This is a genomic window from Streptomyces sp. NPDC020681, from assembly GCF_044334895.1.
Lineage (GTDB): Bacteria > Actinomycetota > Actinomycetes > Streptomycetales > Streptomycetaceae > Streptomyces.
Genome location: NZ_JBIRTX010000010.1, coordinates 231,237 through 244,159, shown reverse-complemented (window position 1 = coordinate 244,159; position 12,923 = coordinate 231,237). Strand labels below are relative to the sequence as shown.

Sequence of the window (12,923 nt, the reverse complement as noted above, 5' to 3'; positions counted from 1 at the left end):
TCCTGCTACGGACACTCCCTAGGGCGTGGTCTCCTCCTGGATGACGGCGTGGGCGACTTTGAAGGCCGAGTTCGCCGCCGGAACGCCGCAGTACACCGCCGTATGGATCAGCACTTCCCTGATCTCGGCGGGCGTCAGGCCGTTGCGCAGTGCGGCCCGCGTGTGGAACGCCAGCTCCTCCAGGTGACCGCCCGCGACCAGCGCGGTCAGCGTGATGACGCTGCGGGTGCGTCTGTCGAGCCCCTCTCGGGTCCACACCTCGCCCCAGGCGTAGCGGGTGATCAGCTCCTGGAAGTCACCGGTGAATCCGTCCGCGCCGGCCGTCGCGCGGTCGACATGCGCGTCGCCCAGCACCTCGCGGCGGACCTTCATCCCGGCGTCGTACGGATCGGGCCGGCCGGAGTACACCGCCTCGGGCTGTCCGGGCGAGGCGGGCGCGATCTCCGCGACCGGGGTCACCGGCGCGGAGATCGCCGGCGTCACCGGGGGCGCCGGGATGGCGCTGAGCGTGTCCTGCCAGGAGGTGGAGAAGTGGCGGCCGAGCAGATCGGTCACCGCGGCGGGCTGCTCGACGGGCGCGAGATGAGACGCGCCGGGCACGAGCGCGAGCCGGGCGTCCGGTATGCCGGCGACCAGCGTGCGGGCCTCGGCGGGACCGGTGACCTGGTCCTCGGAGCCGACCAGGACCAGCGTCGGAACGCCGACCCGGCCGAGTTCGGCGCGTACGTCGAAGGCCGCGAGCGCCTCGCAGGAGGCGATGTAGCAGCCGGGGTCGGTGGTGCGCACCATCTGGACGGCCCACTCGACGATCGCGGGCTGCGCGGCGGCGAAGCCGTGTGTGAACCAGCGCTCCGGCGCGCTGCGGGCGATCGGGTCCAGACCGTTGGTGCGTACGATCACGCCGCGCTGGCGGAACTCGTCGGCGGTGCCGAACCGCGGCGAGGCGGCGACCAGTGCGAGCGAGGCCACCCGGTGCGGATGGCGCAGCGCCAGCTCGATGCCGATCGCGCCGCCGATGGAGCAGCCCACGTAGCCGAAGCGCTGGATCCCGAGCTCGTCGAGCGTCGCGAGCAGCCGGTCGGCCAGCTCGCCGACGGCGGTCGCCGGGTGGGCGGGTGCGCCGCCGTGGCCCGGCAGATCGAAGCGGAAGACCCGCCACTCGCGGGAGAGATCGGGCGTCTGCCGGTCCCACATGTGCCATGTAGTGCCGAGGGAGGGTCCCAAGATCAGGACCGGTGCGTCTTCTGGCCCGTCAATGCGGTATTGCAGGCTCTTAGCCGTCGTCTCACTCACCCGCTCACGCTCCCACATCTCACAACTGCCCCTATGACGGGGGTCACGGCTGTACGGGCCTGACCAGCTGGAACACCTCGCGGGCAGCGTAGCGCTTGAGGCATCGGACGATTTCACGTCGGGTCTTGCCCTCATTGATGCGGCGTTCGTAGTACTCCTGGGTGCGCGGGTCGAAGCGCAGGCGGGTCTGCACGATCCGGTGCAGGGCGGCGTTGGCCTGCCGGTCGCCGCCGCGGTTGAGGCGACGGTACTGCCGAGTGCCCGTGCGCGGAAACCCCGCGATAGGTGACCGCGCATGCTGCGGGGCCTGTGCGCAGTGCCCGCTCAGCTGCCTGGGGTAGTGCGTGTGGTGCGGCCTGCGAAGGGAAGGAGACGGTGCAGTCGGGGTTGACCGCTCCGAGACGGTTGTAAGGCCGGCAGAACAGGTGGGTACGGGCCTGAACCGTCTGGGGATACCGGCCGCCGTCCTGGCCCTGTCCTTAACGCTCGCCGGATGCGGGGGCATTGGCACCGGGACAGCCGACGACGCCCGGTCGGCGACCGTCGGTGCAGGGGACGCATCACCCACCGCGTCCGGCGTCCCCAGCACGACACGGGCCAGGCCCCGACAGACACCGGCGGACGCCGATGCGTCCGCCGCATCCGTCCCCGCGCAGCTGCCGAGCCTGGGCCCCCAGACGCTGGCCGGAATCCCCAAGAACGCGTGCGGCAGGTTGTCCTGGTCACCGGCCGCGGCAAGGACTCCCCGAAGTCGCAGGTGGTGCTGTACCGGCGTACCAGCGCGGGCTGGGAGCCAGGAGCCACTTGGCCGGCGCACAACGCTCTCAAGGGCTGGACGGACGACCATCGCGCCGGCGATCTCCACTCGCCCATGGGTGTGTTCACCCTCACCGATGCCGGCGGGCTGCTGGCCGATCCCGGCACCAAGCTGCCGTACGACCAGTCGTCGCAGGGCTTCAGGTTCGGCGGCACGGGCTTCGAGGGCGAGCCGCTTGCGGGCTCCTTCGACTACGTCATCGCGATCAACTACAACCGCAAGGCCGGAACCTCCCCCCTCGACTGGACCCGCCGCCTCGGCGACGACAAGGGCGGCGGCATCTGGCTGCACGTCGACCACGACGGGCCTACGCACGGCTGCGTGAGCCTGGCGCGGAAACACATGAAAGAACAGCTGCTCACGCTCGATCCCGACCAGCACCCGGTGATCGTCATGGGAGACGCCGAGTCCCTCAAACGCTGACGCGAACAGTCGAAGACGAAAGCCAGGAGCGCTCCGGAGATCCCGGGGCGCTCGGGCGCTCGGGCGCTCGGGCGCTCGGGCGCTCGGGCGCTCGGGCGCTCGGGCAAGTGCCGAACAGGAGGGGAACGTTGATCCGTACTCGCTGGTACGTGACGGTGTCCATCTCCGCCAACGGGATCAACGCGCAGGATGCGATGGAGGACGGCGCGGCCCAGGCCCGTTCCAGCGGCGGGAGTGAACGGTGAGGTAGCGCATGCCGAGCGTTCGGGCCGAGCATCTGCCAATGGCCCTGTAGCGGCCCGCCGGGTCGCAGGGCCTTGAGGGTGCCCCCATCCGGAGACTGGACGCACCCCCGTACGCTCCCAACCTGGTCCTGAAATGATCAGTACGGCCGGGTCGGCACCCTGGTGCGGTAGGCGCCCGGGGTCGCACCCGTCCACCGGCGGAACGCGCGGATGAACGCCGCCGCATCGGCGTACCCGAGCCGTACGGCGATCTGGTCGAGTCCCAGTCCGAGGGTGGACAGCATCTCGACAGCGCGAGCGTGCCGCGCTCCGTCGACGAGACGCCGGTAGGAAGTGCCCTCCACAGCCAGACGCCGGTGCAGTGTGCGGGTGGAGACGTGCAGCGCGGCTGCGGCAACGCCCATGTCGGGGATCCCGTCCGGCCACTGCATGAGCAGTTCCCGTACCCGCGCTGCGAATTCGGTGTGGGCGCGCCGGGCCAGCAGGAGGCTGCACTCGCGTTCGCACACCCGCATCGTGTGGCGGTCCGCCTGCGGCAGCGACTGCTCCAGTACCGCGGCCAGGGTGACGATCGCGTTGCGCGGCGCCCCGAAGGCGATCGGCGCGTCGGCGAACGCCTCGTACGCTGCGGGCTTTTCAGGCCGCGGGAAGCGCACCTCCAGCCGGAGGGGGGTGAAGGCCCGACCCAGAATGGTGTCCAGGATGGTGCGGATGTTGGCCATTTCCCGCTCGACGAAGAAGTGCCGGACGGGCTGGGGCACAAACCCGTCGTCCAGGACGAGGTGGACCTCGTCCCCTTCCTCCTGAAGGTGGATCCCGACCATGGTGAAGGTGAGTTCCAGGTAGCGCAGTCCCACAGCCGCCGCTTCGCGCAGTGTTGGGCTGGCCAGCAGTGCGAAGCCCCACACGCTGTACTTGCGCAGCGGAATCCGGCTGCCGACCTCCAGCCCCAGGCCGGGAGCATCGCCTGTGGCACGGACCAGGTTCTGCGCCACGACGAGCTCCTGCCAGGCGCGGACGTGTGCGGCATCGTCGGCAAGAGTGTTCTCGTCCACACCGCTGCCGTCCAGGCATGCCGGTACGGGAACTCCGCGCTCGACCCCGACATCCACCATCGCTCGCACGCCTGCGATGCCTCGCGGGAACAGCCGCGGAGCCGTGGAGACTTCGTCGACCCCCGCCCCGTGTCCGGAACGGCCAACAGCATGGCCGCCATTGCCTAGAACCAGCATTGCCAATCCCCCTAGCATCGGAAGGGATCGATGCGGCGAATCCCGCCGCAGGCTGTCATTCAGCCTAACCGGGATCTGCGTGCCGGCCAGGGGGGCATATGCGGTATCAGCCACGGTCACCAGTAGGGCTCAGCGCGCGCCACAGCCATCGCGTGTGCAACCGCTGTACCGGAATGCGTTCTTCCCAGTACCCGTGAAACCACGCCGGTCAGGAGACCACGGAGTGGAATGGGGACCACACTTCCGAATCGCACAGGCGGAGTGATTGATGGACGAATTCAGCACGTTGGAAGTAATGCTGGTCGACAATGAGGACCTTGTGCGCCGCGGTTTCCGGCATGCACTCGGGAAGGCATCGGACATCACCGTGGTCGCCGATACGAGGGTCGGCGAGGAGGCATTACGAATGTTCGAGCTGCGGCGACCGCAAGTCGTACTCGTCGATGCCGAATACGAATTCATCCGCAAACTCGCCAAGCCTTCGGCGGCGGCAGCACCAGGAATCGCACCCGGAATCGTACCCGGAATCGTCGTCCTCACCAGCATCGACCTCGACAGCCATCTGTTCGGGTCGCTGAAGGCGGGCGCAAGCGGTTTTCTGCTCAAGAGCAGCAGCCAGGAGGAGCTGACCTCAGCCGTCCGCGCGGTCGCCGGCGGCGCGGCTTTCATCTGCCCCACGATGACCCGACGGCTGATCGATCGGTTCGAGATTCTTCCGCCGCCACAGGAGCGCTCCCACGCGGTCGCCCTGGCCACCCTGAGCGGCCGGGAGACCCAAGTCCTGTCCGGTATAGCCATGGGGAGGTCGAATCAGGAGATCGCCCGCGAGCTGCATGTAACGCCCGCCACCGTGAAGTCCCACGTCTCGCGCATCCTCGCCAAACTCGAGTTGCCGAACCGGATGCACGCGGCGCTGATGGCTCAGCGGAGCGGTCTGGTGCACCCGCCCCAGCCTGCGCAGGCTCCACGGGCCTCCGCAGGCCCTCCAGTAGCCCCCAGCCCCTCAAGCCCCCTCTCCTCCGGGCGGTCCCGCGCCCCTGGTCAGGCGGACTTGGTGAAAGCGAGGACCACGTTGTGACCGCCGAAACCGAACGAGTTCGAGATGGCCGCGGTGACCTTGGTGTGCCGAGGACTTCCCGTGACGATGTCCACCTTCACCTCGGGGTCCTTGTCGTCGAGGTTCCTGGTCGCGGGAATCACGTCGTTGAAGATGCTCAGGACCGTGAAGATGGCCTCGATCGCGCCCGCCCCGCCTATGAGATGGCCCGTGATCGACTTGGTCGCCGTCACCAGAGCATGCGGACCGATCGATTCCAGCAATGCCGACGCCTCGATACGGTCACCGACGGGCGTACCGGGAGCGTGAGCGTTGACGTGAACGATGTCGTGCGGGCCGAGGCCGCCGGAGCTCAAGGCCTGGCGGATCGCACTGATCTGACCGTCCGCTGAGGGAGCTGTCATGGCGTGGGCGTCGGAGCTCATCCCCGTACCGGCAAGCGTGGCATACGCCCGCGCGCCACGAGCTCTTGCGGAATCGGCTCGTTCCAGAACGACGGCTCCGGCGCCCTCCGCCATGACGAAGCCGTCACGCGCGCTGTCGAACGGCCGCGATGCGCTCTGAGGTTCGTCATGACGGCTGGACAGGGCTCCCATGCGGGCGAAGGCCGCCATGGACAGCCGCCCGATGCATGCCTCGGTGCCGCCGGCGACAACGACGTCGGCCCGCCCGGCACGAAGTATGGCGAGTCCCATGGCGATTGCCTCCGCTCCAGAGGCACAGGCGCTGGTCGGTGCGTGGGCGCCGGCACGGGCGCCGAGGTCCAGACTGACGGCGGCGGCCGGGCCGTTGGGCATCAGCATCGTCACAGCGAAGGGCGACACGCGCCCCGGCCCCTTCACCGAGGACAGGTCGTGCTGGTCGACCAGGGTCTTCCCGCCGCCGAGGCCGGTGCCCATCACCACGGCCAACCGCTCCGGCGCCACCGCGGGCGCGCCGGCGTCGGCCCATGCCTGCCGCGCCGCCACCATCGCAATCTGCTGGCAGCGGTCCATCCGCCGGGCCTCGACCCGGTCCAGTACCTCGGTCGGTTCCTGACTCAGTCGGCCTGCCAGCCGTACGGGCAGGTCGCGGGCCCACGCTTCGTCGAGCACGGTGACCGGGGATTCGCCGGCGAGCAGCCCCGTCCAGGTGGAGTGGACGTCGGCACCCAACGGCGTGGTCATTCCCAAGCCGGTGACCACAACGCCGGTTGTGCCGAGGACCCCGTCCGGGGAACCGGGGAGATCGGGGAGCTTCGGATAACCCAAGAAGTAGTCGTCAGATGCTTCGTAGGACATCACGGTTCCCTTTCTGAAGCCTTCTAGGGAATGGTCTCCCTTGGACACGGGCGTGGGCACGGGCCATTCGTTGTCAACTGGCCGTCGTCATTACGGTAGAGAGCACGAGGTGCTTTCCATAACGGCCGGCGGACGGAACCGTGAGGGCGACCGGAGGCTGGTTGTCATCCGTCCTACGACTTACCCGGCACTCGCCTCCGGTAGGGGGTGGACGCCTTCCGCCGGCGGATACCCGATATTTCTCCGCCGACCTAGCATCTCTCCGAGTGGAACGAACGTGACGCAGGCGTACAGCAATGGCTGGGCAAATAGCCAAGTCCTCGCGGCCAGTGGGGGAAATGGCGGGGCAATGGCAATGGCCAAGCCGAACAGGAGGACCACGATGTCAGAGGATGCCATCACAGAATTCCGACTCGAGCCGACGACCTTGGTCGAGCTCTGCAGGTATCGCGCGTCCAGGGACCCGGATCGACGGATGTTCGCCTTCCTGGAGAACGGCCTCGAAGAGTCCGACTCGCTCACCCTCGCCCAACTCGACGCCCGCGCAAGGGCGATCGCCGTGCGTCTGAGCAGGCATGCCCCGCCGGGCGCCCGCGCCGTTCTGAGTTACCCGCCGGGTCTGGACTTCGTGTCCGCCTTCTTCGGCTGCCTGTATGCCGGCCTGATCGCGGTGCCGGCTCCTCCGGTTCTGCGCGTCGGCGTCGACGACCGCTATACGCGCTTCCGGGCAATCGTCAACAGCTGCCAGCCGGATCTGGTGCTGTCGAACGGGTCCAGGCTGGACCGTGTCGACACTTTGCTGAAGGACATGTCCACACCGCGCCGGCCGACCTCTGTGGCGACTGACGAGATCAGTGGGACGGACGCATACGGCTGGAATGCCCCCCGCATCGGCCCGGACACGATCGCGTACCTGCAGTACACCTCCGGCACGACCGGTCCGCCCCGGGGTGTGGAGCTCACCCATGGCAACGTCCTGCACAACCTCTCGCTGATCCTGGCCAACGGTTCCCGGGACACGGACGACTTCGACCGGCTGCCGCCCGTTGTGTCCTGGCTGCCTGTGTTCCACGACATGGGACTGATCACCGGGGTCCTGCAGCCGCTCTATGTCGGGTACGACGCCGTACTGATGCCGCCGTCGGCGTTCACCCAGGATCCGGTCAACTGGCTCCGCGCGATATCGGACCGCGGGGCGGGCATAAGTTCGGCACCCGGTTTCGGGTACGAGCTGTGCGTGCGGCGCGTCTCCGAGCAGCAGCTGCGTTCCCTCGATTTCAGCGGCTGGCGGATCGCGGTGGTCGGGGACGAGCCGGTGCGTGCAAAGATGATTGACCAGTTCAGTGCCGTGCTCGCCCCGTTCGGCTTTCGCCGAGAGGCGTTCTTCCCGAGTTACGGCATCGCCGAGTCCACCGTGATGCTCAGCGGCGGGCCGGTGGAGCCCGAACCGGTGATCCGGCGGTTCGACGCGGTGGCGCTGGCGAAAGGCAAGGTGCAGCGAGCCGGTCGCGAGGACGGGGCCCGCCGACTGGTCGGCCTGGGCCAGTTGCACCCGTCCATGACCGTCGCGGTGGTGGATCCGGCCACCGGCGAACCGTGCGCCCCGGACGAGACAGGGGAGATCCTGGCATCCGGACCGAGTATCGGTGCCGCGTACTGGAACGCCCCGGAGGAGACGGCAAGTACGTTCAACGCCACCGTGCGCGGCCACGAGGGCCGCCAGTTCCTGCGCACCGGCAGCCTCGGCTTTCTGGACGGCGGTCAGCTCTTCGTCACCTGCCGGGTGGACGACCTCATCGTCGTGGAGGGCATGCAGCACTACCCGTACGACATCGAGGCGACCGCTGGAGGAAGCCACGCGGCCATACGGGAAGGCTGCTGCTGCGCATTCACCGTCGAGGACGGCGGACGCACGCGCCTCGTCGTCCTGGCTGAGATCAACAGCCGGCACCGCGTCGTGGCCGGCCCCCCGCCGGACGCTCCGTCAGGTGCACGCGCGACCGTCGGGGCGGACGAGGTCGAAGAAGCCGTCCGGGAGGCCGTCTTCGCCGGGCACAGCCTCCGGGCCGACGAGGTCCTCCTGGTCAAGGCCGGTTCGCTGCCGTTCACCACCAGCGGCAAGCTGCAGCGCTCGCGGTGCCGGTCCAGGTACCGGGCGCGGGTGTTCGAGACGGTCTGAACCTCGCTCCATGCAGGGAGGGCGCGCGAACTGCCGCCGCCTTCTTCCTCCTTCCTCCGTTTGGAGTGGTCTCATGCAAACCAAGCATCAGCACGGTGTCCGCCTGCCCGAGGGCGTGGCCGGTGAGCATGGCGCACTGACGACGTTGATCGACCTGTGCCGCACTCGTGCGGCAGCCGAGCCCGACCGGAAGAGCTTTGTGTTCCTGGGCGATGGTGTCGATGAATCCGACTCACTGACCCTGGCCGAACTCGACCGCTATGCGCGGGCGATCGCCGTGACGCTGCTGAAGCAGGCTCCAACCGCACGCGCATGCGCGCTGCTGAGTTACCCGCCCGGACTGGAGTTCCACGCCGCCTTCCTGGGCTGCATCTATGCGGGTCTGATCCCGGTGCCGGTAGCTCCGCTCGACGGCACGCGGGGCAATGCCAAATGGACTCGGGTGGAGTCGATTGCCGCCAGTTCCGAGTCCCGGCTGTTCCTGTCCACCGGCCCTATGCTTGCCGCCGCGGAGCCCGTCCTCACCGGCACCGAAGGGCTCGCCCGACTCGACCGGGTGGCGACCGACGAGGTATGCCTGGACCTGGCCGGGCAGTGGACCCCGCCGGTGATCGCCGCTGAGATGGTCGCCTACCTGCAGTACTCCTCGGGATCGACCGGAGTGCCGAAGGGCGTCGCGATCACTCACAGCAATGTGCTGAACAATCTGTCGTTGATATACGACAACACGCGTCGGTCTGCCGACGACGCCGGGCTGCCCCGCCCGTCGTCGGTGTCGTGGCTGCCGCCGCACCACAACATGGGCCTCATCTGCAACGTCCTCGAGTCCCTCTTCTCCGGCCGGGACGTCACACTGCTGCCGACGATGACGTTCGTACAGCGTCCGCTCACGTGGCTGCGGGCGATCTCCCGGCTCGGACGCGCGGACAGCTGCGCGCCGAACTTCGCCTACGACCTGTGTGTCCGCCGGGTGACCGACGCTCAGCGCCGGGAACTCGACCTCAGCCGTTGGGAGATGGCTCTGGTCGGAGGTGAGCCAGTCCGCGCCGATACCCTCGACCGCTTCTGCGCGGCATTCGCAGAGGCCGGCTTCCGGCGCGGGGCGCTGTCCCCCGCGTACGGCCTCGCCGAGGCGACAGTGATGGTCACGGCCGTGCCGGTCGGCCAGGGCCCGGAGGTCCTGCGCGTGGACTTCGAGGCGCTCGCCGCCGGAAAAGTGCGCCCAGCCGCGTCGGCACTGGACAGTCGGGAGCTGGTCGGCTGCGGCCCGATCCATCCGTTGAGCACGGCTGTCGCCGTCGACCCGGAGACCGGCAAGCCCTGCGATGAGGACGAGGTGGGCGAGATCTTCGTGTCCGGCCCGAGCGTCGCAACGGGCTACCTGAACGCTCCCAAGGAGAGTGCCGAGACCTTCATGGGGACCCTTCCCGACCAGCCGGGCGAGCGGTTTCTCCGTACCGGTGACCTCGGATTTCTGCACAGCGGGGAGCTGTTCATCACCGGTCGGGCGAAGGACGTCATCATCATCGCCGGTGCCAACCACTACCCGCAGGACATCGAAGCCACTGTTGAGGCCAGCCATCCGGCAGTCCGCGAGTTCGGTGCTTGCGCGGTGTCGGTCGACGACGGCGCACATGAACGGCTCATCGTGCTCGCCGAGACGACGGCGGCAGCCGGCGGCGGGAGTGACGAGCCGGTGACCGCGCAGGAGATCAAGCAGGAGATCAGGCGCGCCGTCCATGCAGGACACCGCATCCAGGTACACGATGTCGTCCTCCTCAAGCCGGGGACGCTGCCGCTCACGACGACCGGCAAGCTGCAACGTCGCGACAGCCGGGACCGATACCTGGGGGGTTCCTTCGAGGCCGCCCTCATCGAATGAGGGGATGCGGTCGAGTGGCGCCGCCGGCTGTTGAGCTCAGTCGGCGGTGGCGGTGGCGGCGCGGTCGTCGGATGCCGGTGTGCGAACGGCGATGAGGGCGACGTCGTCGCTGCTGTCCTGAGCGAGGCCGGTGAGGAGCTCGTCGCAGAGGGCTCCCAGGGTTTCTTGGGCGAGGGCGGCGGCGTGCTGGCGCAGCCGGGCCGCGCCGCGGTCGAGGTCTTCAGTACGCCGTTCGATGAGGCCGTCGGTATAGAACAGGATCGTGGCGTTCGCCGGCAGGACTTCGGTCGCGTCGGGGCGTCGGGATCCACTCCCAGAAGCATGCTGCGGCCGTCGGTCAGGAAGCGTGTGTCGCCTTCAGCTGTGATCAACAGCGGGGCGGGATGGCCGGCGGCGGCGTACTGAAGAGCCCACGGCTCATGCTCGGCCGGTTTCTCGACCAGCGCGTAAAAGCAGGTCAGGGTCTGGTGTGGGTAGAGGATGCTGTTGGCCGCGTCCATGCGGCCAAGGATCTTGCGTCAGGTCCTGTCAGGGTGTCGTGGTTGACACGACATAAACCCTGGGCCGGGACGTATCGGTCATGTCGACGGTGATGTCCTGGGAGGGTCGCGGCTGCTTCTGCGTGTGCGTGGTGCCGGCCCAGTCGCCGTCCGCTCCGAAGTCCCAGCCGACCGTCTCGGCGTCCCGCTCGTTGATGGTCACCGCGTCGTCCTCGAGCGCGGCGCGGCTGGTCCCGACACCCTCGAGGAACAGGTCGAGGCCGGCGGATGTGGTGCGGAACTGCACATACAGCCGACTGGTCTTCCAGTTGCTCGTCTCGTAGTAGGCGACGCTCGTGGACTTCGGCGGGATCGGAACCTCGAAGACACGGCGCTTCATCTGGGACGGCCAGGTCTTGCGCAGCCCGCTGGCCGACGACTCGGCCTCCTTGTCCCGGCCGCTGTTCCGGCTCTGCTCGGCGGAGATCACCAGATAGCCGGCCGGGATGCCGACGAGCAGCACGATGGTGATCGCCGTCAGCCAGCGCCTGAGCAGCATGTGGCGCCGGCCCTCGGGCGGGCGGAAGCTCTCGTCCGAGGACGTGGACTGTCGGGGCACTGTCATGTGACTACGGTTCCTGGGTGGGGCGGGGTGAGCTGGAGTTGCGAAGGGCCTGCGCATAGCGCTCGTACCGCTCGTGGCGCTCCACCCGGCGCCGGTTGGCGCGGCGGAAGCGGCGCGCGACGAGCCGCGCGAGGTCTGCGGCGCCGACCATACCCGCCTCGGGGCCCAGCTGTGCTTTCGCGATGCGCGCCTCTGGCCGGTAACCGCGGCCGGTGAGATGGCGGCGGAAGGCGTCCCTGGCCGGGCCGATGAGCAGGTCGTCGGCCGCGCTCACACCGCCGCCGATGACAAAGCAGGACGGGTCGAGGGCGGCCGCGAGATTGGCGATGCCGACGCCGAGCCACTGGCCGATGTCCTGGAACAGCTCGATGCACATGGCGTCGCCCTCGCGGGCGAGCTCGGTGATCAGCGGTCCTGTGATGTCGCCGACATTGCCGCCGACCCGGTCGATGAGGCTGTGCGCGACGGGCGAGTCGGCGGCGGCGAGCTCACGGGCCTCGCGCACCAGCGCGTTGCCGGAGCTGTACTGCTCCCAGCAGCCGCGGTTGCCGCACGGGCAGCGGTGTCCGCCGGGCACGACCTGCATATGGCCGAACTCGCCGGCGACTCCGTACTTGCCGCGCTTGACCTGGCCGTCCTCGAGGATCGCGCCGCCGATGCCGGTGCCGAGCGTGATCATGACGAGATGGTCCTCGCCGCGTCCGGCGCCGAAGCGCCACTCCGCCCAGGCGGCGGTGTTGGCGTCGTTGTCGACGAGGACGGGCACCGCGAGCCGGCCCGCGAGCGCGTCGCGCAACGGCTCGTTGCGCCAGGCGAGATGCGGCGCGAAGAGGACCTTGGAGCGGTCCGCGTCGACCCAGCCGGCCGCGCCGATGCCTACCGCGTGCACGTCGTGCCGGTCGGAGAGGTCGAGGACCAGCTCGACGATGGTGTCCTCGACGACCTTGGGGCTCTTGGACTTGTCCGGCGTCTCGGTGCGGACCTTCTCCAGGATGATCCCGTCGGCGTCGACGACGCCCGCCATCACCTTCGTACCGCCGATGTCGATGCCGACGGTGGGGACGCGGGGGGCGGTGAGATGCGAACGCCGCTCGCGGGTGCCGACGGTACGCAGGACGGTGGCGCGGGCGGAGCCGCGGTTCGCGAAGTCGCGGTAGGTGCTCATGTCCCTGCGGGGTCTCGGGGGCGGTGCCTGTCAGGGCCTTGATTCTGCCATCCGCGGCCGCCCCGCGCGGTCGGGCGCGGTCCGAGCCGGATCCAGGCCCGCGGCCCGGGGCGGGATCCGGCGCGGTTCGGGCAGGGACCGGAGTGGCCAGGGGGCGTCCGCAAGGTCCGGGCGGGTCCGGGGCGGAGCCCGGGTGATCCGGGCCGGTCCGCACGGCGGCCCGGATCCGGGCGGGGTCCGGGGCGG

Annotated in this window: 8 protein-coding genes and 3 pseudogenes; 4 read left to right on the top strand and 7 right to left on the bottom strand. The window is 69.1% G+C overall.

From position 1 onward, the window contains the following. Positions 1 to 18 precede the first annotated feature (18 nt). Entirely contained in the window at positions 19 to 1,293 is a 1,275-nt protein-coding gene (gene pcaC / locus ACH4YL_RS24625; protein WP_398509569.1) for a 4-carboxymuconolactone decarboxylase, read from the bottom strand. Positions 1,294 to 1,336: 43 nt separating this feature from the next. Next, a pseudogene (locus ACH4YL_RS24620) lies at positions 1,337 to 1,540 on the bottom strand (IS110 family transposase); the annotation flags it as partial. Between the two features lie 190 nt (positions 1,541 to 1,730). On the opposite strand from ACH4YL_RS24620, the pseudogene ACH4YL_RS24615 reads away from it, so the two are divergent. Further along, positions 1,731 to 2,533, top strand: a pseudogene (locus ACH4YL_RS24615) (L,D-transpeptidase family protein). A 382-nt stretch (positions 2,534 to 2,915) separates the two neighbouring features. On the opposite strand, the gene ACH4YL_RS24610 reads toward ACH4YL_RS24615, so the two are convergent. Next, entirely contained in the window at positions 2,916 to 3,893 is a 978-nt protein-coding gene (locus tag ACH4YL_RS24610) for an AraC family transcriptional regulator (RefSeq protein ID WP_398509568.1), read from the bottom strand. A gap of 385 nt (positions 3,894 to 4,278) precedes the next feature. Between ACH4YL_RS24610 and ACH4YL_RS24605 the strand changes: the two genes are divergently transcribed. Further along, complete coding sequence (locus tag ACH4YL_RS24605; protein WP_398509567.1) at positions 4,279 to 5,088, top strand: LuxR C-terminal-related transcriptional regulator; 810 nt, start codon at positions 4,279 to 4,281, stop codon at positions 5,086 to 5,088. Here the strand turns inward: ACH4YL_RS24605 and ACH4YL_RS24600 are convergent. Then, the gene (locus ACH4YL_RS24600; protein WP_398509566.1) at positions 5,052 to 6,347 is read right to left on the bottom strand and encodes a beta-ketoacyl-[acyl-carrier-protein] synthase family protein; all 1,296 of its coding nucleotides are present in this window, start codon (positions 6,345 to 6,347) and stop codon (positions 5,052 to 5,054) included. The genes ACH4YL_RS24605 and ACH4YL_RS24600 overlap by 37 nt on opposite strands. Before the next feature lie 349 nt (positions 6,348 to 6,696). Between ACH4YL_RS24600 and ACH4YL_RS24595 the strand changes: the two genes are divergently transcribed. Both ACH4YL_RS24595 and ACH4YL_RS24590 read left to right on the top strand, forming a co-directional pair. Then, entirely contained in the window at positions 6,697 to 8,526 is a 1,830-nt protein-coding gene (locus ACH4YL_RS24595; protein WP_398509565.1) for a fatty acyl-AMP ligase, read from the top strand. Positions 8,527 to 8,599: 73 nt separating this feature from the next. Then, a complete protein-coding gene (locus tag ACH4YL_RS24590) occupies positions 8,600 to 10,408 on the top strand; it encodes a fatty acyl-AMP ligase (protein ID WP_398509564.1) in 1,809 nt (602 codons plus the stop codon). Positions 10,409 to 10,444: 36 nt separating this feature from the next. Here ACH4YL_RS24590 and ACH4YL_RS24585 read toward each other — a convergent pair. From ACH4YL_RS24585 to ACH4YL_RS24575, 3 genes and pseudogenes are all read right to left on the bottom strand, one after another. After that, positions 10,445 to 10,908 (bottom strand): annotated as a pseudogene (locus ACH4YL_RS24585) (PP2C family protein-serine/threonine phosphatase). 28 nt (positions 10,909 to 10,936) lie between these two features. After that, complete coding sequence (locus tag ACH4YL_RS24580; RefSeq protein WP_398509563.1) at positions 10,937 to 11,512, bottom strand: hypothetical protein; 576 nt, start codon at positions 11,510 to 11,512, stop codon at positions 10,937 to 10,939. A gap of 4 nt (positions 11,513 to 11,516) precedes the next feature. Further along, complete coding sequence (locus ACH4YL_RS24575; RefSeq protein WP_398509562.1) at positions 11,517 to 12,677, bottom strand: ROK family glucokinase; 1,161 nt, start codon at positions 12,675 to 12,677, stop codon at positions 11,517 to 11,519. Positions 12,678 to 12,923 lie beyond the last annotated feature (246 nt).